The organism is Vibrio splendidus (assembly GCF_001557875.1).
GTDB classification, from domain to species: domain Bacteria; phylum Pseudomonadota; class Gammaproteobacteria; order Enterobacterales; family Vibrionaceae; genus Vibrio; species Vibrio splendidus_F.
In genome coordinates, this window is sequence record NZ_LNRF01000004.1 from 363,129 (window position 1) to 388,448 (window position 25,320).

Annotated in this window: 26 protein-coding genes and 1 other RNA gene; 17 read left to right on the plus strand and 10 right to left on the minus strand. The window is 44.7% G+C overall.

The features are described 5' to 3' along the window. Positions 1–18: 18 nt before the first annotated feature. Positions 19–594 carry a YecA family protein gene (locus ATB74_RS12985; RefSeq protein ID WP_050052683.1) on the minus strand — a complete coding sequence of 192 codons (576 nt, stop codon included), beginning with the start codon at positions 592–594 and terminating at the stop codon, positions 19–21. Between the two features lie 308 nt (positions 595–902). Between ATB74_RS12985 and zapA the strand changes: the two genes are divergently transcribed. From zapA to serA, 5 genes are all read left to right on the plus strand, one after another. Further along, positions 903–1,211, plus strand: coding sequence for a cell division protein ZapA (zapA, locus tag ATB74_RS12990; RefSeq protein WP_004735366.1), 309 nt, complete (start codon positions 903–905; stop codon positions 1,209–1,211). Between the two features lie 11 nt (positions 1,212–1,222). Continuing rightward, positions 1,223–1,406: non-coding RNA, 6S RNA (ssrS, locus tag ATB74_RS12995), on the plus strand. Between the two features lie 6 nt (positions 1,407–1,412). Further along, positions 1,413–2,012 carry a 5-formyltetrahydrofolate cyclo-ligase gene (locus ATB74_RS13000; RefSeq protein ID WP_060982701.1) on the plus strand — a complete coding sequence of 200 codons (600 nt, stop codon included), beginning with the start codon at positions 1,413–1,415 and terminating at the stop codon, positions 2,010–2,012. A gap of 102 nt (positions 2,013–2,114) precedes the next feature. After that, positions 2,115–2,771 carry a ribose-5-phosphate isomerase RpiA gene (gene rpiA, locus ATB74_RS13005; protein ID WP_048605825.1) on the plus strand — a complete coding sequence of 219 codons (657 nt, stop codon included), beginning with the start codon at positions 2,115–2,117 and terminating at the stop codon, positions 2,769–2,771. A gap of 261 nt (positions 2,772–3,032) precedes the next feature. Further along, positions 3,033–4,262 carry a phosphoglycerate dehydrogenase gene (serA, locus tag ATB74_RS13010; RefSeq protein WP_017059058.1) on the plus strand — a complete coding sequence of 410 codons (1,230 nt, stop codon included), beginning with the start codon at positions 3,033–3,035 and terminating at the stop codon, positions 4,260–4,262. 111 nt (positions 4,263–4,373) lie between these two features. Here the strand turns inward: serA and ATB74_RS13015 are convergent, their stop codons facing one another. Both ATB74_RS13015 and ATB74_RS13020 read right to left on the minus strand, forming a co-directional pair. Then, on the minus strand, positions 4,374–5,087 hold the full coding sequence (locus ATB74_RS13015; RefSeq protein ID WP_061018808.1) for an oxidative stress defense protein: 714 nt from the start codon (positions 5,085–5,087) through the stop codon (positions 4,374–4,376). Positions 5,088–5,197: 110 nt separating this feature from the next. Then, positions 5,198–6,094, minus strand: coding sequence for a LysR family transcriptional regulator ArgP (locus tag ATB74_RS13020; RefSeq protein WP_061018810.1), 897 nt, complete (start codon positions 6,092–6,094; stop codon positions 5,198–5,200). A 142-nt stretch (positions 6,095–6,236) separates the two neighbouring features. Here ATB74_RS13020 and ATB74_RS13025 point away from each other — a divergent pair, with 142 nt between their 5' ends. Then, positions 6,237–6,866: a LysE/ArgO family amino acid transporter gene (locus ATB74_RS13025; RefSeq protein WP_061018813.1), complete on the plus strand. Its 630-nt coding sequence runs from the start codon at positions 6,237–6,239 to the stop codon at positions 6,864–6,866. Between the two features lie 95 nt (positions 6,867–6,961). Here ATB74_RS13025 and mscS read toward each other — a convergent pair whose 3' ends face one another. The 5 genes from mscS to tkt form a co-directional block, all read right to left on the minus strand. After that, positions 6,962–7,828, minus strand: coding sequence for a small-conductance mechanosensitive channel MscS (gene mscS, locus ATB74_RS13030; RefSeq protein ID WP_061018814.1), 867 nt, complete (start codon positions 7,826–7,828; stop codon positions 6,962–6,964). Between the two features lie 378 nt (positions 7,829–8,206). After that, positions 8,207–9,283, minus strand: a complete 1,077-nt coding sequence (gene fbaA / locus ATB74_RS13035) for a class II fructose-bisphosphate aldolase (RefSeq protein WP_060982706.1) — start codon at positions 9,281–9,283, stop codon at positions 8,207–8,209. 155 nt (positions 9,284–9,438) lie between these two features. Beyond that, on the minus strand, positions 9,439–10,602 hold the full coding sequence (locus ATB74_RS13040; RefSeq protein ID WP_048659410.1) for a phosphoglycerate kinase: 1,164 nt from the start codon (positions 10,600–10,602) through the stop codon (positions 9,439–9,441). Positions 10,603–10,768: 166 nt separating this feature from the next. Then, positions 10,769–11,818: an erythrose-4-phosphate dehydrogenase gene (epd, locus tag ATB74_RS13045; protein ID WP_061018816.1), complete on the minus strand. Its 1,050-nt coding sequence runs from the start codon at positions 11,816–11,818 to the stop codon at positions 10,769–10,771. Between the two features lie 213 nt (positions 11,819–12,031). Continuing rightward, the gene (gene tkt, locus ATB74_RS13050) at positions 12,032–14,026 is read right to left on the minus strand and encodes a transketolase (protein WP_061018818.1); all 1,995 of its coding nucleotides are present in this window, start codon (positions 14,024–14,026) and stop codon (positions 12,032–12,034) included. A 357-nt stretch (positions 14,027–14,383) separates the two neighbouring features. On the opposite strand from tkt, the gene metK reads away from it, so the two are divergent. The 9 genes from metK (at position 14,384) to ATB74_RS24285 (ending at position 21,433) form a co-directional block, all read left to right on the plus strand. Then, positions 14,384–15,538 carry a methionine adenosyltransferase gene (gene metK / locus ATB74_RS13055; protein ID WP_017062234.1) on the plus strand — a complete coding sequence of 385 codons (1,155 nt, stop codon included), beginning with the start codon at positions 14,384–14,386 and terminating at the stop codon, positions 15,536–15,538. Between the two features lie 368 nt (positions 15,539–15,906). Continuing rightward, complete coding sequence (locus tag ATB74_RS13060; RefSeq protein WP_017067802.1) at positions 15,907–16,704, plus strand: DUF2189 domain-containing protein; 798 nt, start codon at positions 15,907–15,909, stop codon at positions 16,702–16,704. Positions 16,705–16,784: 80 nt separating this feature from the next. Then, complete coding sequence (locus tag ATB74_RS13065; protein WP_061018820.1) at positions 16,785–17,285, plus strand: SprT family zinc-dependent metalloprotease; 501 nt, start codon at positions 16,785–16,787, stop codon at positions 17,283–17,285. Positions 17,286–17,436: 151 nt separating this feature from the next. Then, positions 17,437–18,168 (plus strand): endonuclease, encoded by a 732-nt coding sequence (locus ATB74_RS13070; RefSeq protein ID WP_061018822.1) that lies wholly within the window; start codon positions 17,437–17,439, stop codon positions 18,166–18,168. Between the two features lie 153 nt (positions 18,169–18,321). Continuing rightward, positions 18,322–19,053, plus strand: a complete 732-nt coding sequence (rsmE, locus tag ATB74_RS13075) for a 16S rRNA (uracil(1498)-N(3))-methyltransferase (RefSeq protein ID WP_060982711.1) — start codon at positions 18,322–18,324, stop codon at positions 19,051–19,053. A gap of 9 nt (positions 19,054–19,062) precedes the next feature. Further along, the gene (gene gshB, locus ATB74_RS13080) at positions 19,063–20,013 is read left to right on the plus strand and encodes a glutathione synthase (protein WP_061018824.1); all 951 of its coding nucleotides are present in this window, start codon (positions 19,063–19,065) and stop codon (positions 20,011–20,013) included. A 116-nt stretch (positions 20,014–20,129) separates the two neighbouring features. Continuing rightward, positions 20,130–20,693 carry a YqgE/AlgH family protein gene (locus ATB74_RS13085; protein WP_048611435.1) on the plus strand — a complete coding sequence of 188 codons (564 nt, stop codon included), beginning with the start codon at positions 20,130–20,132 and terminating at the stop codon, positions 20,691–20,693. Positions 20,694–20,753: 60 nt separating this feature from the next. Continuing rightward, positions 20,754–21,176 carry a Holliday junction resolvase RuvX gene (ruvX, locus tag ATB74_RS13090; RefSeq protein WP_048659417.1) on the plus strand — a complete coding sequence of 141 codons (423 nt, stop codon included), beginning with the start codon at positions 20,754–20,756 and terminating at the stop codon, positions 21,174–21,176. 98 nt (positions 21,177–21,274) lie between these two features. Then, positions 21,275–21,433, plus strand: coding sequence for a hypothetical protein (locus ATB74_RS24285; RefSeq protein ID WP_179946917.1), 159 nt, complete (start codon positions 21,275–21,277; stop codon positions 21,431–21,433). A 70-nt stretch (positions 21,434–21,503) separates the two neighbouring features. On the opposite strand, the gene ATB74_RS13095 is transcribed toward ATB74_RS24285, so the two are convergent. Both ATB74_RS13095 and ATB74_RS13100 read right to left on the minus strand, forming a co-directional pair. Next, positions 21,504–22,613, minus strand: coding sequence for a PilT/PilU family type 4a pilus ATPase (locus ATB74_RS13095; RefSeq protein ID WP_060982713.1), 1,110 nt, complete (start codon positions 22,611–22,613; stop codon positions 21,504–21,506). A gap of 14 nt (positions 22,614–22,627) precedes the next feature. Continuing rightward, positions 22,628–23,665, minus strand: coding sequence for a type IV pilus twitching motility protein PilT (locus tag ATB74_RS13100; RefSeq protein WP_061018825.1), 1,038 nt, complete (start codon positions 23,663–23,665; stop codon positions 22,628–22,630). Between the two features lie 26 nt (positions 23,666–23,691). Between ATB74_RS13100 and ATB74_RS13105 the strand changes: the two genes are divergently transcribed. Beyond that, on the plus strand, positions 23,692–24,396 hold the full coding sequence (locus ATB74_RS13105; protein WP_060982715.1) for a YggS family pyridoxal phosphate-dependent enzyme: 705 nt from the start codon (positions 23,692–23,694) through the stop codon (positions 24,394–24,396). Positions 24,397–24,478: 82 nt separating this feature from the next. Next, positions 24,479–25,297 carry a pyrroline-5-carboxylate reductase gene (gene proC, locus ATB74_RS13110; protein ID WP_061018828.1) on the plus strand — a complete coding sequence of 273 codons (819 nt, stop codon included), beginning with the start codon at positions 24,479–24,481 and terminating at the stop codon, positions 25,295–25,297. Positions 25,298–25,320: the final 23 nt, after the last annotated feature.

Genomic DNA, 25,320 nt, shown 5'->3' on the forward strand with positions numbered 1-25,320 from the left:
CTCAAACCGGCCAACGAATTAATGAATGGTAGGCGCCGCATCTTCAGATGGGCGAGCACCAAATTCAGCATGAATCGTTAGTGCACACGCTTTTACGTGCTCAATAACGTGTTCTAGAAGCTGCGCTTGCTCTTCCATATCATCTTCTTCGTCAATGCCTAGCTTAGCCATCTCTTCAAGATCAGCTAATGCTTCTTTGGTGCTGTCTGACGCTTTGTTCAATTGAGCGCCAACCAAGCCTAAACCAGAAATGAAATGGTTAATCCAATCAGACACACCATCAGCCAAGTCAAACAGGCTTGCGCTTGCGTCTTCGTCAGGCAGCAACATAGACAGTTCCATGCCTGAACCTGTGATTTCACTGGTCGTTACTTTCAGTGTCGCTTCCGCTAGCGTTAATGCGCGATCTGGCCAACCCATGCCCTCATTGGTGTAATCGAAGATCAGTGGTTGCCAGCTTTTATCTGCAAGGCTTAAGCCTCCGCTTAACATACCCGTTAATAAACCGTGCATCTCAGCAGGGGTTACGGCTAGACTTGCCGATTGAAGTTCAGTCGCAACCGTTAGGTAGTCAGGTAAAGTAGTTTCGCTCATCAGATAGCTCGCTCAGTTATTCTTTATATCGATAGTATAATCGTACCACTTCACCCCAATTCTGGTAAGCATCGATCCCCAGCAATTGAAGGATGACTGACTATCAATTGTTCAATTTGCTGAATTACTGTGTGCTCAAGCTCTCATTTACAAACAGTCACTCTGAAAAGCTTGAATCTTAATAGCGGTTTACCTATAGTTTCTCCCTCAGAGGAGATTGCTTCCTCATCGGTACTTGCACTTTTTCTTTCTCAAAAAATGGCGAAGGGCAACAGCCTTAAAATAGCGCGTTAAAGAGTTCATCCATCATGAGTAATCAAGCGGTAGACGTTGAAATATTAGGAAAACTGACTCGAGTGAATTGTCCACCAGGGCAAGAAGAGTCATTGATTGCAGCGGCGGCCGATCTTGATAATCGATTGAAAGAGATGGCTGAACGTACTAAGGTAACCAATGAAGTGAAGCTGCTGACTATCGCAGCTCTGAATATTTGCTACGAATTACAAACCAAGAAGTTTGAAGCAAATGATGAACAAAACGCACTGACCGAGCGAATGGAACAGCTCACGACATCACTTTCAGATGTCCTCAGTAAAGTTAAGCACGGACAGCAATAGCGTACACAAAATTTACCCTGGAGTGTTTGTCAGAGGATTCACGTCCCCGAGCCGATAAGCAATCCCTAAGGGTTAGTACTTGAGTGCTATTGAGCATGCTCGGCCCGACCGAGAAGCCTACGGTAATCATTGCTGATCCGCCTTGAACTCGCTGGTTCAAGGGCCATCTATTCTCAACGGCACTTTGGGGTATCCCTTCTTATGAAGACGCTCACACGCAGCGAATTTCGCAAACAAATCCGCATCAAACGCAATGCTTTATCTGGCGACCAACAAACTCAATCCGGTATAGACTTAGTTAAGCAGTGTTCTCAGCTCAATGAGATTCAGTCAGCTCAACATATTGCCCTCTACATATCTATCGATGGTGAACTCGATACCCAGCCTTTGATCGAATGGTTATGGGCGCAAGGTAAGCAAACTTATTTACCAGTATTGCACCCCTTCTCTGCCGGACACCTGTTATTTCTACATTATTCTCCAACCACACCGACGGTCTTAAATAAGTACGGCATTGTCGAACCTCAGCTCAATCAGATGCTCGTCAAGCCATGTCAGCAACTTGACCTCATTTTCACACCACTGGTGGGCTTTGACTCTCAAGGGCATCGCTTAGGTATGGGCGGTGGATATTACGATCGCACCTTGGCTCGGTGGTTCGAGACGGGCAATGGCGCAACACCTATTGGCCTTGCTCACGATTGCCAACATGTCGATCGCTTACCAGTTGAAGGTTGGGACATTCCGTTACCTAAAATCGTGACTCCGAGTAAAACTTGGCAATGGGAAAACGACCATTAAAGCGCTATAATCGCGCCGCAAACGTTAACCTCAAGATATAGACGTTAACTTCAATACGCGAACGATTAATTCAAAGCGCAAGACCTTATTCAGGAGAATGGCATGACTCAAGATGAAATGAAAAAAGCAGCTGGCTGGGCAGCACTTCAATATGTTGAAGAAGGCAGCATTGTAGGTGTAGGTACTGGCTCAACAGTAAATCACTTCATCGACGCACTTGGCACAATGAAAGACAAAATCAAAGGTGCGGTTTCAAGTTCTGTAGCCTCTACTGAAAAACTAGAAGCACTGGAAATCAAAGTATTTGAGTGCAATGACGTATTCAAGTTAGACATCTATGTTGATGGTGCAGACGAAATTAACGCTTCGCGCGATATGATCAAAGGCGGCGGTGCTGCTTTGACTCGTGAAAAAATCGTAGCAGCTATCTCTGATAAGTTTGTGTGTATTGTTGACGGTACTAAAGCAGTTGATGTGTTGGGCAAATTCCCACTACCGGTTGAAGTAATCCCAATGGCACGTTCATACGTGGCACGTGAACTGGTTAAACTTGGTGGTGATCCAGTTTACCGTGAAGGCTGCACAACCGATAACGGCAACGTGATCCTAGATGTGTACGGCATGGCGATCGAAAACCCGAAACAACTAGAAGATATCATCAATGGTATTGCTGGTGTGGTGACGGTTGGTCTGTTCGCTCACCGTGGCGCTGATGTGGTGATCACTGGCACGCCTGAAGGTGCAAAAATCGAAGAATAAATAATAGAAGATTGAGTTTTTCTGTTACTTCATTACATACGGTGCCCTAGGGTGCCGTTTTTTTTGCTTTATCGCTGTAAAATTATGTCTTATTCCGTAATTTTCTTACCCAAAACATTTTTTTTTTGTTACTTTATTGTTCAGAAGACGCACAGGGAAAACGTTTGTCTCCTAACAAAGTGGTGAATTTGTTCCCCTTTCAGCCATTTTGTAGCACGTGCGCCGCATTTGCCCAACCTTTCCATTTTAAGGACGAGAACAATGGCCAAAGTTTCACTGGAAAAAGAAAAAATAAAAATTCTACTTCTAGAAGGTCTTCACCCTTCTTCTGTAGAAGTACTGCAAGCCGCTGGTTACACAAACATTGAGTACCACAAAGGCTCGCTACCGGAAGATGAACTACTTGAAGCAGTTAAAGATGCTCACTTCATTGGTATTCGTTCTCGCACTAACATCTCCCAAGAAGTTATTGATGCCGCTGAAAAGCTGGTTGCCGTTGGTTGTTTCTGTATTGGTACTAACCAAGTCAACCTTCAAGCAGCAGCAAAACGCGGTATCCCTGTATTCAACGCACCGTTCTCAAACACTCGAAGCGTTGCTGAGCTTGTTCTTGGTCAGGTTCTATTGCTACTACGTGGCATTCCAGAAAAGAACGCTCTTGCACACCGTGGCATCTGGAAAAAGAGTGCAGACAACTCTTACGAAGCTCGTGGTAAACGTTTAGGTATTATTGGCTACGGTCACATCGGTACTCAGCTGGGTATTATTGCTGAAAACCTTGGCATGCGTGTTTACTTCTATGACATTGAAAACAAGCTGTCTCTGGGTAATGCAACGCAAGTTCATACCATGACGGAATTACTGAACAAGTGTGACGTAATCTCTTTGCATGTGCCTGAAACCAACGAAACAAAAGACATGATGGGTAAAGAAGAGTTCGAGCGCATGAAGCCTGGTTCTATCTTTATCAACGCAGCTCGTGGCACGGTAGTCGATATTCCTGCTTTGTGTGGCGCTCTAGAGTCTGGTCACCTTGCAGGTGCGGCTATTGACGTTTTTCCAACCGAACCCAAAACCAATGCAGACCCGTTTGAGTCTCCATTAATGCAGTTCGATAACGTGATTCTAACGCCTCACGTGGGTGGTTCAACTCAAGAAGCACAAGAGAACATTGGTGTTGAAGTTGCTGGTAAGCTAGCGAAATACTCTGATAACGGCTCTACGCTATCAAGTGTTAACTTCCCAGAGGTATCACTACCACTGCATACTGGAACGTCTCGTTTATTACACATTCACGAAAACCGCCCAGGTATCCTAACTCAGATCAACACAATCTTCGCTGAAGAGGGGATCAACATCGCGGGTCAGTACTTACAGACTGCGGCTGATATGGGTTATGTAGTTATCGATGTAGAAGCCGATCGCTCTGAAGAAGCACTGCTTAAACTGAAAGAGATCGAAGGCACAATCCGTGCTCGTCTTCTTCACTAATCATCGCACCAAAATGCATAAAAAAGGCTCTCATCATGAGAGCCTTTTTAGTATTTGGCCTATCGTGGGTAATTAGATCATCATGATCCAAAACCCTCTATAGCACTGTCATTACTCTTCGAGCTGGTAGATCACATTCACGCGATCACGAATGGTGATCGTTGAATCTTCATAAGAGTTCGATTCTGTTCTTGCATCCATTGCCATTGAACGCATGAGTACAGGTTGAGAAGATTGGACGTTGTAGTCCACGCGCCATACATCACCCAACTCACGTTCAAAACCGCTCGCTAATGATTTAGCTTTTGATGTCGCATCTTTAATTGCTTCTAAACGCGCTTGCTCTTGATACTTAGCTTGGTCGCGAACTTGCAGCTGGATGTTGTCAATCTGATTAATGCCCTGCCCGATAGCAATATCCATGTACTCGTTCAGATTGGCAAGCTCATTGACCTGAACGGTCACATTACGTGAGGCGCGGTAGCCAACCAGTTCCGGTTTGCCATCTTTCGGGTAGTGATATTGAGGAGATAAATACAGGTTTGAGCTGTGTACACTCGCCTCATCGACACCCGCTTGGTGCAGCTTATTTAAAAAGCCCGTCACCACTTTATCAACGGTATTTTTAGCCTGTTCAGCAGTCATTGTCGATTCCACGACTCTCACAGAGAATGTCGCCATATCAGGGGTCGCGATTACTTCACCATAGCCTGTCGTTGAAATATGCGGAAAGGATGGAGAATCGGCCAATGATGGAAAACTCACAGCACTCAACGCAGCAGTAAGAGTAAGAGACGTTGCTAACATCTTTGGTACAAACTTCATTAGGTAGACCTATGCTAAACAAATGTACTTTCATCATAGAGCAATTTGTCGTTTAACCAATCCTGATGCCACACTTCTAACAGAACTTTGACGCTGAAAAAACCAACACTTTACTGAGGTAAGTGATTGTGAGCAAAACTTAATATCGCTTGGGATACCTCTTTTAATACCCCACTCTCAAGCTGCCAATGGTGCCAATAGATGCGATAAGACAGCAGAAAGCCAGGTGTAATATCAATCAAAGCACCAGACTCTAGCTCATCGATGATCTGTAATCGAGGAATCAAGCAATAGGCGACACCCGACAACGCTAAGCGCACAAACGCTTCTGAACTGCCGACTGTATGATTGATCACACTGTCTCTCGGTACGTTAAAATGATCATGCAGAAACTTCTTATGCAGATCATCGTATTGATCATAAGAAACCGCAGGCGCCTTGCTTAAAGTGGCGTAGTTTACGCCCTCTGAGAAGTAACGCTGATGAAAGTCAGGGCTAGCCACGCACACATAATCCATCCTACCTAGATAGTCAGCACTGCAGCCAGGAATCGCTTGAGACTCCAAACTGATTGCACCAGCCACCTCGCCACTTTTTATCCTTTCAATGGTTCTAGACTCACCATGAATCGCAAGGTTCAACTCAACTTGGCGAGACTTCATCACATCCGACAAAGCCGGTAGCAACCATGTCGCCAAACTATCAGCATTGGTGGCAATCGAGATAGATAAAGGTTGCGCACTATCTTCATTCATCAACTCTGGCACCAATTCATGTTCTAGTAAACGGACACGGCGATACAAACCCAATAACTTTTTACCTGCTGGCGTTGGCCTCGGTGGGCTTTCTCTCACCAAAGCAGGCTGAGCTAACCACTTTTCTAGCTGTTTGATGCGTTGAGACACCGCTGACTGTGAAATATATAACTGCTCCGCAGCCCTTTCGAAGCTACGTTGTTTCACCACGGCGTCCAGTGCTTCTATCCATTTATAATCCAATCCACGCATCAATTTGCTTCCTTTTTAAGCTAACCCAGAACCACATTAGCAACTCTAATAATAGATTAAAATCATTAATTATACTTATTTTAAGGGTCGGAGTATCTTCGCCATATAGCACGTAAATATCGTTAAATAAGTGGAGGTTAAAATGAGTTTTTGGGTTTTATTACAAGGTTTTGGTCTAGGGGCAAGCATGATTATCCCTATTGGCGCTCAGAATGCGTACGTCCTAAATCAAGGGATAAAACGCAACCATCACTTAACGACTGCAACAATTTGTAGCCTGCTCGATACCCTATTTATCTCCTTAGGTATCTTTGGTGGCGGCGCTATTTTGTCGCAAAATGAAGTACTGCTGACTTCAGTGACACTCGGTGGTATCGCTTTTCTAACCGTGTATGGCTTATTATCACTACGTAGTGCCTTTAAAGCACCCTCAAGCGAAGAGTCAAAAGGAGAGATACTGGCTCGCGGTAAGCGCACCGTTATTTTGGGTGCATTGGCAGTAACAGTATTAAACCCACACCTCTATTTGGATACCGTGGTGATACTTGGATCCATTGGTGGGCAATTTGAAGGCAACGACAGAATTGCGTTTGCTATAGGGACCATATTAGCTTCGTTCGTCTGGTTTTACTCCTTGTCATTAGGCGCTGCAAAGCTAGGCCCGACGCTATCTAAACCTAAGGTTAAGAAAGGCATCGATATCGCAGTAGCAACCATGATGTTCGCCATTGCTGCTGTGCTTACCAATGGACTGATTGAGCAATATTGGTAAATCTGTTTTTCTTAGAAAACCAACAAAAAAGGCGGATAACCTAAGTTATCCGCCTTTCCTTACAAAAGCTTATAGTTATAAAAATTAACTAGAAATTAAGCTTCTACTTTATTCATGTGTACATCCATTTGCGGGAATGGAATTTCGATACCTTCTTTATCCAAGCCTTCTTTGATTGCTTGCATCAGGTCGAAGTAAACATTCCAGTACTCTGCAGTACTAACCCATGGGCGAACCACGAAGTTTACAGAAGAGTCCGCTAGCGTGTGAACACCAACTTGAACACCAGGCTCTTTCAGTACACGCTCATCAGATTCACAAATCTTAGTCAGTAGCGCTTTTGTCTTCTGAAGATCAGCGTTGTAAGAAACACCAATCATTAAATCAATACGGCGCGTCTCATGACGAGAGTAGTTTGTGATTGGACTACCAATAACGCTGCCGTTAGGTACTACAACCATTTTGTTGTCAGGTGTTGTTAGAACAGTTTGGAAGATCTGAATTGAATCCACTGAACCCGCTACCCCCCCAATTTCCACATAGTCACCAGACTTAAATGGACGGAATGCAACGATAAGTACACCAGCAGCAAAGTTAGATAGTGAGCCTTGAAGTGCAAGACCAACAGCTAAACCAGCCGCACCAATTACAGCAACGACAGATGCAGTTTGAACACCTAGGCGACCAAGAGCAGCAATAAGAACAATTACGAACAATAGGTAACGAACTAAGCCGTGGATAAATTCCACAACTGCTCGATCCATTTTCTTCTTCTGAAGAACCTTAGCCACACTATTCGCTACTGCTTTAACAATCAGGTTACCAATAAATAGAATTATCAGTGCTGAAATGATATTTACGCCATATTGGATAAATAGATCAGAATTATTTGTTAACCACTGCTCGGCTTGAGATAAACCATCCACAATTGGGGTCTCAAGCGCTGTCGAACTATCAGCCATAATGTGCATCCTCTATATAATATGCTATGAGCTAAACTGCCTTAAGCCTAATTTACTCCGCAACAAAACCAACTGACAAACTTACATTAAGTCATTGTGTTAAAAGTAAATTAAAGCCAAGTCCTTTTTATAAACTGAACCAAGTTCAGATTTTCTGGCACGATATCCTATCTTTGACAGATTGCAAAGTCATATTTATGTAAGCTTTTTAATTAATAAAACTTACCAATAAACACAAATACCGATAATTAAAAGACTACGAAATTTATTCACAGTAGGCTAGGGTTTTCACATATTTAATACAAGTTTTTATCAGATATAAAAAAACCCGCTCAATGAGCGGGTTTTTAAAACTTAAAGAGTACTTAATTCAAAGAATTATAGTACGTCGATAGCGTTAAGGTCAGCAAATGCTTTCTCAAGACGAGTAACCATTGAAGCTTGACCAGCACGTAGCCATACGCGTGGATCGTAGAACTTCTTGTTTGGTTGGTCTTCGCCTTTAGGGTTACCGATTTGACCTTGTAGGTAATCGAAGTTTTCAGCAGAGTAAGTACGGATACCATCCCAAGTTGCCCACTGTGTATCAGTATCGATGTTCATTTTGATAACACCGTAACCGATAGACTCTTGGATTTCTGCTTCAGAAGAACCAGAACCACCGTGGAATACGAAGTTTAGAGCGTTAGGTGCGATACCGAACTTCTCTGCACAGTATGCTTGAGAATCACGTAGGATAGTTGGAGTTAGTACAACGTTACCTGCTTGGTAAACACCGTGTACGTTACCGAAAGAAGCCGCGATAGTGAAACGAGGGCTAACTGCGTTTAGGATTTCGTAAGCGTAAGCTACATCTTCAGGAGAAGTGTAAAGCTCAGATGCGTCCATATCAGAGTTATCAACGCCATCTTCTTCACCACCAGTACAACCTAGTTCGATTTCTAGAGTCATGTTCATTTTAGCCATGCGCTCTAGGTACTTAGCACATGTTTCGATGTTCTCTTCTAGAGACTCTTCAGAAAGATCGATCATGTGAGAAGAGAAAAGAGGCTTACCAGTTTGTGCGAAGAACTCTTCACCAGCGTCTAGTAGACCGTCGATCCATGGAAGAAGTTTCTTAGCAGCGTGGTCAGTGTGCAGGATAACTGGAACACCGTAAGACTCAGCAACAGCGTGTACGTATTTTGCACCAGCAACAGCGCCAAGGATTTGTGCGCCTTGACCTTCAAGTTTAACGCCTTTACCAGCGAAGAAACCAGCACCGCCGTTAGAGAACTGAACAACAACAGGAGCTTTAACTTTAGCTGCTGCTTCTAGAACACCGTTGATTGAATCAGTGTTAACAACGTTTACAGCAGGAAGTGCAAACTTGTTCTCTTTTGCGATTTCAAATACTTTCTGTACGTCATCGCCAGAAATTACACCAGGTTTTACAAAATCGAAGATCTTAGACATGGAAATAGTCCTATTTATTCTATCGTTTTAAGATTAAAAAACTTAAGTTCAAAAACTTGCAATCGTTTGCTCACAACTTGTGCCATTCTAGCAAAAAACTGTGATATGCAGCAAACGTTAAAAGGCGAGATTCACATCTCGCCTTTCTAAATCAATTATGCTTTAGCACGCTCTTCAAGCATTGCTACTGCAGGAAGTACTTTACCTTCAACGAATTCAAGGAAAGCGCCACCGCCAGTAGAGATGTAAGAAACGTCCGCTTTGATACCGAACTTGTCGATAGCTGCTAGCGTGTCACCACCACCTGCTACAGAGAAACCTGCAGACTCAGCGATTGCTTTAGAGATACCAGCTGTACCCGCTTCGAAGTTCTTGAATTCGAATACGCCTACAGGGCCGTTCCAAAGGATAGTTTTAGCGTTGCCGATGATCTCAGCTAGTGCCGCAGTTGAATCTGGACCAAGGTCGAAGATCATATCGTCGTCTTGAACTTCAGAAACGTGCTTGATTTCAGCTTCTGCGTTTTCGTCGAATGCTTTAGCACATGCAACGTCAGTCGCAACTGGGATAGCACACTCTTTCATTAGCTTTTGAGCCGTTTCAACTAGGTCAGCTTCGTACAGAGACTTACCTACGTTGTGGCCTTCAGCAGCGATGAATGTGTTCGCGATACCACCACCAACAACAAGCTGGTCAGCAATTTTAGAAAGAGATTCTAGAACGGTTAGTTTAGTAGAAACCTTAGAACCACCAACGATAGCCACTAGTGGGCGAGCTGGGTTGTCCATTGCTTTACCAAGAGCTTCAAGCTCAGCAGCTAGAAGAGGGCCAGCACATGCTACAGGAGCGTAAGTACCAACGCCGTGTGTAGAAGCTTGAGCACGGTGAGCTGTACCGAATGCATCCATTACGAAGATGTCACATAGTGCAGCGTATTGCTTAGAAAGCGCTTCTTCGTTCTTCTTCTCGCCTTTGTTAAAGCGAACGTTTTCAAGAACAACTAGTTCACCAGCGTTTAGCTCTAGGCCGTTTACGTAATCTTTCGCTAGTTTAACGTCGCAGTCTAGTGCGTCGTTTAGGTAGTTAACTACAGGAGCTAGAGAGAACTCTTCGTTGTATTCGCCTTCAGTAGGACGACCAAGGTGAGAAGTAACCATTACCTTTGCGCCAGCTTCTAGGCAAAGTTTGATAGTTGGTAGAGATGCAAGGATACGTGCATCTGAAGTTACTTTACCGTCTTTTACTGGTACGTTTAGGTCAGCACGGATAAATACGCGTTTACCTGCAAGTTCCAGGTCAGTCATCTTGATCACAGACATGATTTGTCCTCTCAAATTTAAATAAATATAAAGTTTTGGAAACTCAGCAACCCTGCTAAGCCTATAAATTATTCAACTGGTAATTCTTTCACTACTAATAATATGTGGACTCTTAGTATTTATTTCAAGCTAAAAAATAAATAATCCGCACATTTGCTTCTAGGTCTTACCTCTTGCCTTCAGAAGCTTGCATTGCAAGAACCGTATCCAGCATTCGGTTCGCAAAGCCCCATTCATTGTCACACCACACTAGCATTTTCACTAAGTGGCCGTTGCTCACTCGAGTTTGTGAACCATCAACGATTGCGCTATGGGGATCGTGATTAAAGTCGATGGAAACGAGCGGCGCTTCAGTATAGTCAACTATATTGTGTAATGTACACTGGGATGCATTAACAATGGTTTGATTTACGTCATTAACTTTCACATTTGCATTAATTGTGACACTTAAATCCATCGCAGTGACGTTTACCGTCGGCACGCGCACAGATATCGCTTCAAATTTGTTGGAAAATTTCGGGAAGATTCTTTCAATACCTTTATGCAACTTGGTATCGACAGGAATGATAGATTGACTTGCTGCTCGAGTACGGCGCAAATCGCTGTGGTACGCATCGATAACTTGTTGATCATTCATTGAAGAGTGAATGGTCGTAATAGTACCGGACTCGATGCCAAAGGCGTCATCAAGAACCTTAATGATAGGGACAATACAGTTGGTGGTGCATGAACCATTGGAAACGATTCGATGGTCGGCTTCGATGGTCTCGTGATTCACACCATAGATAATGGTGTTATCAAGGTCATTAGCACCTGGGTGTGAAAACAGCACCTTTTTAGCTCCAGCAGCGATGTGCGCTAGACCGTCATCTCGGCAACCATAAACACCCGTGCAATCGAGGACAATGTCCACCTCAAGGTCACGCCAAGGCAACAGCTCAATATCAGCCAAGTGTAAGATACGAATGGTATCAAACTCTCCCTTGTCTTCAGCACCAATACCATGATGAACATAGATGTGCTCTTGGTCGTTGGAGATCTTCTTGCCGAAGCGGCCGTGACTGGTGTCGTACTGTAATAGGTGAGCCATAGCGTCAGGCTGAGCAAGCTCATTGACCGCTACTACTTTGATTTGTTGGCTTTTGCCACTTTCATAAACAGCGCGCAATACATTACGCCCTATTCTTCCAAATCCGTTTATCGCGACTTTTAGCATAGTTCCGTACATCTAACCAAAATTTCGTGCAACAGATGATAACTGAATCCTACCCAAAAGGCATTACTTGAATAACCCCGTTTAGTTAGGACAGGTTAATCTGTTGCTTGTAGAGATAAGCCTAGAAGAAACAAATCCCAGATACAAAAAACCGAGCGAAGCGCTCGGTTTTTTCATTCATTACATTATTCGCACTAGGCTAGCAATTAATGATTAAGCAAGAAGCTCTTTTGCTGTGTTTACTACGTTTTCAGTAGTGAAACCAAACATCTTGAATAGCTCACCTGCTGGTGCAGATTCGCCGAACGTTGTCATACCGATGATCTTGCCACCGAAACCAACGTACTTGTACCAGAAGTCAGCGATGCCAGCTTCTACTGCGATACGAGCAGTAACGTCAGATGGAAGTACAGACTCACGGTATTCAGCATCTTGCTTGTCGAACGCGTCAGTTGCAGGCATAGATACTACGCGTACTGCTTTACCTTCAGCGGTTAGTTGCGCAGCTGCTTCAACTGCAAGCTCAACTTCTGAACCTGTTGCAATGATGATTAGCTCTGGCTTACCAGCACAATCTTTCAGGATGTAACCACCCTTAGCGATGTTTGCTACTTGCTCAGCGTCACGATCTTGTTGTGCAAGATTTTGACGAGAGAAGATAAGAGATGTAGGGCCATCTTTACGCTCGATTGCCAGTTTCCAAGCCACTGCAGACTCAACTTGGTCACATGGGCGCCATGTGCTCATGTTTGGAGTCAAACGTAGAGAAGCGATCTGCTCTACAGGTTGGTGAGTAGGACCATCTTCGCCTAGGCCGATTGAGTCGTGTGTGTAAACTTGGATATTCTGAACTTTCATCAGAGCAGCCATACGCATTGCGTTACGCGCGTATTCCATGAACATTAGGAATGTTGCGCCGTATGGTACGAAACCACCATGCAGAGCGATACCGTTCATGATCGCCGTCATACCGAACTCACGTACACCGTAGTGAATGTAGTTACCAGAGAAGTCAGTTGCTTCAAGAGACTTAGAACCAGACCACATGGTTAGATTCGAAGGCGCAAGGTCAGCAGAACCGCCCATGAATTCTGGAAGCATTTGACCAAACGCTTCTAGTGCGTTTTGAGATGCTTTACGTGAAGCGATGTTTGCTGGGTTAGCTTGAAGATCAGCAATGATTGCGCTTGCTTTCTCTTCCCAATCAGCTGGTAGTTCGCCGTTAGTACGACGTTTGAATTCAGCTGCTAGCTCAGGGTAAGCCGCTGCGTATGCGTCAAACTTAGCATTCCACGCTGCTTCTTTAGCCGCGCCTGCTTCTTTCGCATTCCACTCAGCTGCGATATCTGCTGGAATTTCGAAAGGACCGTGTTCCCAACCCAACGCAGCTTTAGTTGCGGTGATTTCATCAGCACCTAGTGGAGCACCGTGACAGTCGTGCGTACCCGCTTTGTTTGGCGAACCAAAACCGATAATAGTTTTAGTACAGATAAGTGTTGGGCGAGGATCTGCTTTAGCCGCTTCAATAGCAGCGTTGATAGCATCAGAGTCGTGACCATCTACTGCTGGGATTACATGCCAGCCGTAAGCTTCAAAACGCTTAGGTGTATCGTCAGAGAACCAACCTTCAACTTCACCATCAATAGAGATACCGTTGTCATCCCAGAAAGCAACCAGCTTACCAAGACCAAGCGTACCTGCTAGAGAACATGCTTCGTGAGAGATACCTTCCATCAGACAGCCATCACCCATGAATGCATAAGTGTAGTGGTCTACGATGTCGTGGCCTTCTTTGTTGAACTGCGCAGCCAGTGCTTTCTCAGCCATTGCCATACCAACAGCGTTAGTGATGCCTTGACCTAGAGGACCAGTCGTTGTCTCGATACCAGGAGCGTAACCGTACTCTGGGTGACCTGGAGTCTTAGAGTGCAGTTGACGGAAGTTTTTCAGGTCTTCAATTGAAAGCTCGTAACCTGCAAGGTGAAGCAGAGAGTAAATCAACATTGAGCCGTGGCCGTTAGACAGAATAAAACGGTCGCGGTCAGCCCACTCTGGGTTTGCTGGGTTGTGGTTCAAGTGGCCACGCCAAAGAACTTCAGCGATGTCAGCCATACCCATAGGTGCGCCTGGGTGGCCTGAATTTGCTTGTTGAACACCGTCCATGCTAAGTGCGCGGATTGCATTGGCTAGATCTTTACGAGAAGGCATGTCTGCTCCTGAGTACATAAGCGATTTAAAAAAGAGATAATTGCTAAAGTTTTCATTTTTATTAGCGCGGGTATTCTCTCAAACGACTATTGCTACTGCAAACGTTTTACTGGCATTTTAACAGTCATTTTTCGCAATTTTCGAACATTTACATCACCTAGCAATGGCTTACCCTGATCAAGACGCAAACGTTTAGTTATGACATATCATAAAAAAGAGCTTGTAATTCGACCGCTGGAATTTAGAATAGCCGTCTAGATGTAGAAACACCTACAAAATATACTGTATTTAATGGCGGCGCTTCCTGGCTTGCGACGCCATAAACTATTTACACCAAAAACTAAAAGTGGAGCTCTCATGGCTAAGCACCTATTCACTTCTGAATCTGTTTCAGAAGGCCATCCAGATAAAATTGCAGACCAAATCTCTGATGCTGTTCTTGATGCCATCTTGGAACAAGATCCAAAAGCACGTGTTGCTTGTGAGACTTACGTTAAAACCGGCATGGTTATGGTTGGCGGTGAAGTGACAACGTCTGCATGGGTTGATATCGAAGAAATCACTCGTGAAACAGTACGTGAAATTGGTTACGTTCATTCTGATATGGGCTTTGACGCTGACTCTTGTGCTGTTCTAAACACAATTGGTAAGCAGTCTCCAGACATCAACCAAGGTGTTGATAAAGAAGACCCTAAAGAGCAAGGCGCAGGCGACCAAGGTATCATGTTTGGTTACGCGACTAACGAAACACCTATCCTAATGCCAGCTCCAATTACTTACTCTCACCTTCTTGTTAAGAAGCAAGCTGAAGTACGTAAGAGCGGTAAGCTTGACTTCCTTCGCCCAGATGCGAAATCTCAAGTTACGTTCCAATACGACCAGGGTAAGATCGTTGGTATCGACGCTGTTGTTCTTTCGACTCAACACTGCGATTCAGTAACAACACCTGACCTACGTGAAGCAGTAATGGAAGAGATCATCAAGCCAGTACTTCCTGCTGAGTGGATCAACAAAGACACTAACTTCTTCATCAACCCAACAGGCCGTTTCGTAATCGGTGGCCCAATGGGTGACTGTGGTCTAACTGGTCGTAAGATCATCGTTGATACCTACGGCGGCGCAGCTCGTCACGGTGGCGGTGCATTCTCTGGTAAAGATCCATCAAAAGTTGACCGTTCTGCAGCTTACGCGGCTCGTTACGTTGCTAAAAACATCGTTGCTGCTGGCATGGCCGACCGTTGTGAGATTCAACTGTCTTACGCTATCGGTGTTGCTGATCCAACATCTATCATGGTTGAAACGTTTGGTACTGAAAAAGTAGCTCACGAAATCATCATTGAAGCAGTTCGTCAAAACTTCGACCTACGTCCATACGGTCTTCAAGAGATGCTGAACCTTCTTCAGCCTATCTACAAGCAGACAGCGGCATACGGTCACTTCGGTCGTGAAGAGTTCCCTTGGGAAGCGACTGACAAAGCAGCAATCCTTGCGGACTTCGCTGGCCTAAAATAATTTAGCCACTGCGATTTGTTTCTTTAAAGCCCTTACTTCTTAGTAAGGGCTTTATTTTTATGTACTTACCGAACTTTCACTCACAATACCCTTCTCCAACGCCCTTCTTTACCGTTAACCACTTAGTATAAAAAGCCGCTGATAATTTGTGTTTTCTAGCACTACTGACAATAGTTAAGGTAACTCCTAGGCGATCAAGCTCACATTTAACTTAAATTAATTCAGTCTGATAACGCTCGTTAAATGCACGCTAGAGCAATAACTGGGATGACAGAGAGCAATTTAGCTCAACACCATAACTCTCACACAAGCCACATCGATGAGCCTTATGGGATTATAACTAGGACGTTATTTAACTAGGGGGATCTATGCCTCGTACCGCGCACCCATCCGAACTGAACGATAAAAAACACAAGGTCAGCGATAAGGATTACGCTCGCACCATTCCTTGCAACCAAATCAGTATTTCCGCACCCTTTCATTGGTTGTCGCTTGCTCTGCATGACTTAGTGAGAATGCCATTAATCAGCGCATTTTACGGATTGTGCTTTATGGGAGCGGCAATTGCGATTGTTCAACTTGTCCAATGGCAAGGAACGCACTTGGTCGTAATGCCAAGCCTGATCGTGTACATGCTGATAGGGCCATTTCTTGCTCTGGGCTTATATGACGCAGCCTGGGAAAGAGAAAAAGGCCACAACGCCAGCCTACTGCACTCGATGAAAGCCATTACTCGCAACTCCACCCACCAATGGGCCTTTGCGATTGTATTGATGGTTGCGATGATATTCTGGATGCGTATCGCTGCGTTATTGCACGCACTCTACCCTTCAGTGCAAGGTGCACCATTGGCTGAGTTCGCTCCCTTCTTAATTACGGGTTCTGTGATTGGTTTTGTTATCGCAAGCCTCATATTTAGCATCTCAGCATTTTCAATTCCGTTAATGATGGAGAGACGCGTTGATGTGATGAGTGCGATTTTCACTAGCTTTAATGCCGTGAAATCGAACATTCCTGCAATGGTGGTTTGGGCAAGTATTATTTGTGCCGGTATTCTGGTGGGTTTTGCCACCTACGGCATTGGAATGATCGTCACCATGCCGCTACTTGGTTATGGTACATGGCACGCTTATCACGAGATAATTAAGAAAAAACATCACGTGTAAAGCATCGCTAGATCAACAAGCAATGTTATGATGAGGCCTTAGCTTAAACGCTGAGGCCTTTTATTTGGAGTTAACAACGTTTGTCTTACACCCCGCAACAGCATCGAGCAAATAAAAAATTGGCCGAGTGCCTAGCTATCGCAAATAAACATTTCTCTCGTGAATTTCCACACCCAATTATTACCTTCAAGTTAAGAGGCAAAGCGGCGGGAAAGGCCTACCTTCAGCTCAACGAAATTAAGCTCAATCACGTACTATTCTCTGAAAATGAAGACGCCTTCATCAACGAGGTCGTGCCGCATGAACTCGCACACCTGATCACGTATCAGGTATTTGGACGTGTTAGGCCTCACGGAAACGAGTGGAAATACGTGATGGAAAAAGTATTCAACGTGCCAGCCAGAACGACCCACAGCTTTGAAATAGCTTCAGTTCAAGGGAAAACCTTTGAGTATAGATGTGAGTGCACCACTTACCCATTATCAATCAGACGACACAATAAAGTACTTCGAAATCAATCGACCTATCGCTGCCAGCAATGCAATCAAACCTTATCCTTCACAGGCACACAGCTCAGCTAAAGTCCTAGACTCGCACCTATTCGATTTGGTAACCCCATCCTTTTTATTTCAGAAAGCTACACTCGATTAAGTTGATGATAGAAATGTAATGGAGAAACTCATCCTTTGAGTGCTAGACTGATGTTTATCATACTTTTATCAGTCTTTTTCTATGCAAAAACTCACCTTCAAAGCATTTGGTCTACCTGTGTCTTTTTACTTATCAATAGTATTTGGCCTACTGGTAACCCAAAGCACTTTCGCCGCACCACCGAGCTCATTCTCCAAAGCAAAAAGAGAAGCTGTGAAGATTTATCTCGACCACCCAACTTCATTTTATTGTGGCTGTGACATTACATGGAAGGACAAAAAGAAAGGGATTCCCGACCTTGACGGCTGTGGTTATCAAGTCCGAAAACAACAAAAGCGAGCGAGTCGAATTGAGTGGGAACACGTGGTTCCAGCTTGGCAATTCGGCCACCAGCGTCAGTGCTGGCAAGATGGCGGGCGCAAGAACTGCACTCGCAATGACAAAATATTCAAGTCCATGGAAGCCGATCTCCACAACCTAACGCCAGCCATCGGTGAAGTAAATGGTGACCGTTCGAACTACAACTTCAGCCAGTGGAATGGAATGGATGGCGTGAGCTATGGCCAGTGTGAAATGCAGGTCAACTTCAAACAGCGTAAGGTTATGCCGCCAGACAGAGCAAAAGGCTCTATCGCGCGTACCTACCTTTACATGAGCCAAGAGTATGGTTTCAAACTATCGAAGCAACAAACCAGCCTGATGATGGCGTGGAACAAGCAATATCCTGTCGACAAGTGGGAATGTACTCGTGATGAGCGAATCTATGCCATCCAAGGTAATCACAACCCATTTGTTTACCCTGCTTGTAAATAACATAGCTCGTACAATCAACATTCCTAGCTATCTCAAACAAGAGTTTCAGAATTGCCCCTGAAACTCTTGCTCTACCCTTGTTTTTTCAACTAAAAGCATCCATGTTAGGCAGAGACAAAATACCCAAATGAACATATTTATAGGTTTACCAACATGAGAATCCCTCGTATCCATCACCCAGAACGCATTCATCAGTTAGGTTCACTCGCTTTAGGCGAAGATGCCGCGGGTCATGTTGGTCGTGTCCTTCGCATGAAAGAAGGCCAAGAAGTCCTTCTATTTGACGGCAGTGGCGCTGAATTCCCTGCGACGATAGCTGAAGTATCAAAGAAAAATGTCACCGTTAATGTTTCTGAACGCATCGAGCGCAGCAGCGAATCTCCGTTAGACTTACATTTAGGCCAAGTGATTTCACGTGGCGATAAAATGGAGTTCACGATTCAGAAATCGGTTGAGCTTGGTGTGAACACCATTACCCCTCTAATTTCTGAGCGCTGTGGTGTTAAGCTTGATACAAAACGCTTCGAGAAAAAACTCGCACAGTGGCAAAAGATTGCTATCGCGGCATGTGAACAGTGTGGCCGCAATACGGTTCCTGTCATTCGCCCAATCATGCAACTTGAAGAGTGGTGCAGCGAACCAAGTGAAGCACTAAAGCTAAACCTGCACCCTCGTGCAAAATACTCGATTAACACCCTTCCGGAACCCATCAACAAGGTGCGCCTACTGATTGGTCCTGAAGGTGGACTGTCCGCTGAAGAAATCGGCATGACAGAACAATATAAATTTGAAGAAACACTACTCGGCCCACGTGTACTTCGTACCGAGACAGCTGCTCTAACCGCAATTACTGCCTTACAAGTCCGTTTTGGCGATCTAGGCTAGGAGAAAGAAATGATCAAACTTGGCATCGTAATGGATCCAATTTCATCCATTAACATCAAAAAAGACTCTAGCTTTGCCATGATGCTTGAAGCTCAGCGTCGTGGTTACGAAATCCATTACATGGAAATGGATGATCTACACTTAGATCAAGGCGTAGCCATTGCTGACACTAAGGTTGTAGAACTAAAAGAAGATCCAAATGGTTGGTACGAATTCAAGTCAGAGCAGACAATCGCGCTATCTGATTTAGATGCAGTATTGATGCGTAAAGATCCTCCGTTTGATACTGAGTACATTTACGCGACCTACATTCTTGAGCGTGCTGAAGAAAACGGTGCACTGATCGTAAACAAGCCACAAAGCCTACGTGACTGTAACGAAAAGTTGTTCACGGCTTGGTTTCCAGAGCTAACACCCACTACCATCGTGACTCGTAAAGCTGAAAAGATTAAAGAGTTTCGTGAGAAGCATGGTGACGTGATCCTAAAACCACTTGATGGTATGGGTGGTGCATCTATCTTCCGCGTGAAGGAAGGCGATCCAAACGTATCTGTGATTATTGAAACACTGACGAACCACGGTCAAAACTACGCAATGGCACAAACCTTTGTTCCTGACATCAGCAATGGTGATAAGCGTATTCTTGTGGTTGACGGTGAGCCAATGCCTTACTGCCTAGCTCGTATTCCAGCGAAAGGGGAAACTCGCGGCAACCTAGCAGCTGGCGGTACAGGTGAAGCTCGTCCGTTAAGTGAAACAGACTGGGCTATCGCACGAGCAGTCGCTCCTTCACTAAAAGAGAAAGGCTTAATCTTTGTAGGACTTGATGTTATCGGTGACAAGCTAACAGAAATTAACGTGACTAGTCCTACTTGTATCCGTGAAATTGAAGCTGCTTTTGATATTTCGGTAACAGGTAAATTAATGGACGCTATCGAGCGTCGCATTAACGCTAAATAGCCTAAACTAAAGAAAGCCTTAGCTATTCGCAAACACGAAGTAAATAGGCACAGAATCAATGAGCGGCTTAACGCCGCTCTTTTTCCTTTACTGGGAACACACTGGCAGGAGGCTCTATGAATTTAACGAACCACTTTCTGGTTGCTATGCCCGGAATGAAAGACCCTTACTTTCAAAATTCGGTAATTTACCTTTGTGAGCACAACGACGAAGGTGCGATGGGCTTAATGATCAACGCCCCTATCGATGTGACTGTCGGAAGCATGCTTAAGCAAGTTGAGGTTGATTCTGAGCAGCCGAAGTCCAATCAAGCAAGTCTTGATAAGCCAGTATTGAACGGTGGACCGGTCGCAGAAGACCGTGGGTTTATTTTGCATAAACCTAAAGGCAGCTATCAATCCAGCATCAACATGACAGATCAAATCTCGGTGACAACCTCAAAAGATATCTTGATGGTGTTGGGCACAGAAGATGAGCCGATGAATTATTTAGTCGCACTTGGTTATGCGGGATGGGAGCCGGGACAACTGGAAACCGAACTGACCGAGAACTCATGGTTAACTGTTGAAGCCGATCCGAAGGTCATCTTCGATACACCGATTTCTGACCGCTGGAAAGTTGCCGTGCAGATGTTAGGCATTAATGCGGCTCAGCTTTCAGCAGACGCTGGTCACGCCTAGCTCAAATCAGCTAAATAAAATAAACAGACACTCTCAAACACAGATTAATTTGGAAACCCCATGTCACGAACAATTATGGCATTTGACTACGGAACAAAAAGTATCGGTAGTGCGATAGGACAAGAAATCACGGGCACCGCAAGCCCTCTAAAAGCCTTTAAAGCCAAAGATGGCATCCCCAACTGGGACGATATTGAAAAGCAAATAAAAGAGTGGCAGCCGAACCTTATTGTGGTTGGCCTTCCTACCGACCTTCATGGTAAAGATCTAGCAACCATCACACCTAGAGCAAAGAAGTTTGCCAATCGCCTAAAAGGGCGCTTTGGTGTCGATGTTGAATTGCATGATGAGAGATTATCAACCGCAGAAGCAAGAGCTGACCTTTTTGACATGGGTGGCTATAAAGCATTAAGTAAGGGCAATGTGGATAATCAGTCCGCTGTTGTTATTCTAGAAAGTTGGTTTGAAGCACAATATTCTTAACGAAAATTAAGTGAGCGAAAATTGAACTAATTTGTGATCCCGAGCGAATTTCACGTCGTAATGTCGATGCAATTCAAAATCAGAACGTGGGAGTTCACATGAAAATTTTTCTAGCAATCTTCGCCGCTCTAACCATTTCAGCATGCAGTTCAATGGGTGATTCAGCGGGTTACACTGGCGAACAATATCCAACTAAAATTAAATTAGAGAAAGAGCGTGGCTACTCGAACGACAACAACCGTTTTGCTCATCACTAATTTATTCACTTCATAAAAAACCCGTATCTTAAGCGGGTTTTTTATTTGTACCAGACACTAGGCATTCAACCTAACCCATGTCTATCTTCACCCCAGCCAAAGCACCAGTCCCGTAGTCATCATCTCCACGTCTGGTTTTTAACATCAAACGTAAGTCATTAGCAGAGTCAGCACTGTGAAACGCATCCTCTTCGCTGATCTTGCCTGCTACAACTAAATCATACAAAGCTTGGTCAAAGGTCTGCATCCCAATCTCTTTCGATTTCGCCATTGTTGCTTTTAGCTCGTGCAGCTCACCGCGACGAATTAAGTCAGACACTCGTGGGCTGTTAAGTAAAATTTCAAACACACCATGACGGCCGCTGCCATTCTTATCTCGGATTAACTGCTGAGCGACCACACCACGCAGATTCATCGACAGATCAAATAGGAACTGTTCTTTCTGCTCTTTTGGCACCAAGTGAAGAATACGCTCTAGCGCTTGGTTAGCGTTATTCGCGTGCAAAGTTGCCATACACAGGTGACCAGTCTCAGCAAAGGTCATCGCATATTCCATGGTTTCACGGCTACGGATTTCTCCAATCAAAATCATATCTGGTGCTTGGCGTAACGAGTTCTTAAGTGCGACTTCGTAGCTCTCGGTGTCGAGCCCGACCTCACGCTGAGTCACGATACATTTTTTATGCTCATGGACGAATTCAATCGGGTCTTCAACCGTTAAGATATGACCTGAACGATTGGTATTGCGATAGCCTGTCATCGCAGCCATCGAGGTCGATTTACCAGAGCCAGTCGCACCAACCACCAGCACAAGTCCGCGCTTAGCAATTGAAAGGTCCTGTAGTACATCAGGAAGCTTTAGTTGCTCAAAGGTTGGGATGTTAGTCTCAATACGTCGAATGACCGCTCCAGGCAGCTCTCGTTGAAAGAATGCACTGACACGAAAGCGACCAAATTCACGCACAATGGCAAAGTTTGCCTCACGCGTTTGCTGATACTCATCACGTCGGTCTTGTTCCATCATCGCATCAAGTAATTGGGCAACCTGAGCCGCATTCAGCTTACCTCCTTGAGGTCGCAATTCACCATCAACACGAAACAGGATAGGCGCATCAACGGTGATATAAAGATCCGATGCTTTTTGAGACAGCATCCCTTCAAGGATTTGATTCAATTCCATTTTGTTCACCTTGATTAAAACATTGAGGTTTCAATTTCGATCTTTCTCTCGACCTCTTCCGAATCAACCAAGCCTTGAGCCATTAGCTGCTTCGCATTTTGCTCCATGGTTTGCATACCATGTGCTGCACCCGTTTGAATGATCGAATACATCTGCGCAACCTTGTCTTCACGAATCAGGTTTCTGATCGCAGGTGTCGCCATCATGATTTCATGACACGCGATACGACCGCCACCAACACGCTTTAGCAGCTTCTGAGCAATCACAGAGCGCAACGACTCGGACAGCATTGAACGCACCATGTCTTTGTCGCTACCCGGGAATACATCGATAATACGGTCTATAGTTTTAGCCGCGGAGCTGGTATGCAGAGTACCAAAAACCAAGTGACCAGTTTCTGCTGCGGTTAGCGCTAAGCTAATGGTCTCTTGGTCACGAAGCTCACCCACAAGAATAACGTCTGGGTCTTCACGTAACGCGCTGCGCAGCGCCGCTTTAAAGCTGTGAGTATCACGATGAACTTCACGCTGGTTAACAAGGCATTTATTGTTGGTATGAACGAATTCAATTGGGTCTTCGATCGTCAGGATGTGCTTATTGTGGTTGCGGTTTACGTAATCAACCATCGCCGCGAGAGTCGTCGATTTACCAGAGCCAGTAGGGCCAGTGACAAGCACTAAACCTTTTTCGTAGTTAGCAATCTTTTCAAAGATCTCAGGCGCACCTAACTCATCTAAAGTTGGGATCTCTACAGGGATAGTTCGAAAGACAGCTGAGCAACCACGTGCTTGGTTAAAAGCATTCACACGGAAACGGCCAACATTGGGTAATTCAAAAGAGAAATCGACTTCCAATTTTTCTTCAAACTCACCGCGTTGTGAATCGCTCATGATCTCAAAAACCAAACGATGCACATCAGCATGACTCAAAGCTGGGATTCCAAGCTTCCTTACTTCACCATCTATACGTACCATTGGAGATACACCCGCAGAAAGATGTAGATCTGACGCGTTATGCTTTACACTAAAATCTAGTAACTCAGTGATATCCATTTATTTTCCCTTAAGTAAAGTCAGCTATGAGTAGTATTCAACAAAATATCGAACAAATCACCTCACAGATTCGTAGTGCTGAGCAAAAGTGCGGACGAGCTCCAGACTCCGTGCAACTTTTAGCCGTCAGCAAAACTAAACCTATTGATGCAATTCTAGAAGCCGCACTTGGAGGTCAAGTTGCCTTTGGTGAAAACTATGTTCAAGAAGGTGTTGATAAAGTAAAACACTTTTCAGAACAACATTCTAACCTAAATTTAGAGTGGCATTTTATTGGTCCAATTCAATCCAATAAAACCCGTCCAATCGCGGAAAGCTTCCAATGGGTGCATTCCGTAGATCGCGATAAGATCGCACAAAGGCTTAATGATCAACGCCCAAGCGAACTTCCACCTTTGCAAGTTTTGATTCAGGTAAACACCAGTGGTGAAGAGTCCAAGTCTGGAACGTCAGAAGAGACAGTTTTTGCACTCGCGGAGTTGATTTCATCGCTCCCCAACCTCACTTTAAGAGGATTGATGTCGATTCCTGCAAACGTATCTGACTATCAATCTCAGCTTAATGCATTTTCTCAACTGGCAGAGCTTAAAGACAAGCTAGCCGCGAAGTATTCAGACATTGATACCCTTTCGATGGGGATGAGTGGTGATATGGATGCAGCAGTTGAGGCTGGTAGCACAATGGTTCGCATTGGAACGGCTATTTTCGGCGCTCGTGATTACGCGAAATAGCCGTTGTAAGTAACCAACGATAAGTACAAGTATTGATACCGCTTCGCCTTATCCGCGCAGCGACACGCTCAGGATTTTATATATGGAACATAAGAACATCGCCTTTATTGGGGCGGGAAACATGGTTCGCTCAATTGTAGCGGGCTTGGTAGCGAGTGGTTACCCAGCGCAAAAGGTTACTGCTACAGCCCCTTCAGAAACCAGAAGGCTGCCGTTAGAACAAGAATACGGCATCAATACCACCAGCGATAATATTGCAGCAGCAGAGCAAGCAGACGTTGTGGTGTTATCAGTGAAGCCACAAATGATGGCTGATGTATGTAGCCCCTTACAAGATATCGACTTCAGCAACAAACTGGTTATCTCCATTGCCGCGGGTATTAGTGCGAATCGACTCAATGAGATGTTAAACTGCCAACTGAACCTTGTACGTGTGATGCCAAACACGCCATCACTGCTTGGTAAAGGGATGAGTGGTCTTTATGCTGATTCAACGGTCAGCCAAGATGATAAAGACTTCGCTTCTCAGCTAATGCAAGCTGTTGGTGAGGTAAGCTGGGTTGAACAAGAGTCTGGCATCAACAACATCATTGCGGCGGCGGGCAGTGCTCCAGCTTACTTCTTCCTGTTTATGGAAGCGATGCAAGCAGAAGCAGTCAACCAAGGCTTCGACCAAGAAACCGCTCGTAAGTTAGTTCAGCAGTCTGCATTAGGCGCGGCAGAGATGGTGGTAGCGAATCCAAATACTGAATTATCTACACTGCGTGAACAAGTGACATCAAAAGGCGGCACGACCGCAGAAGCACTACGCACGTTTAACGAACATCAACTATCAGACATCGTAGCCAAAGCCATGCAAGCGGCGGTTGCTCGAGCTGAAGAGATGGAAAAACTGTTTTAAGCATTTTGTCGCTCAATTTATAT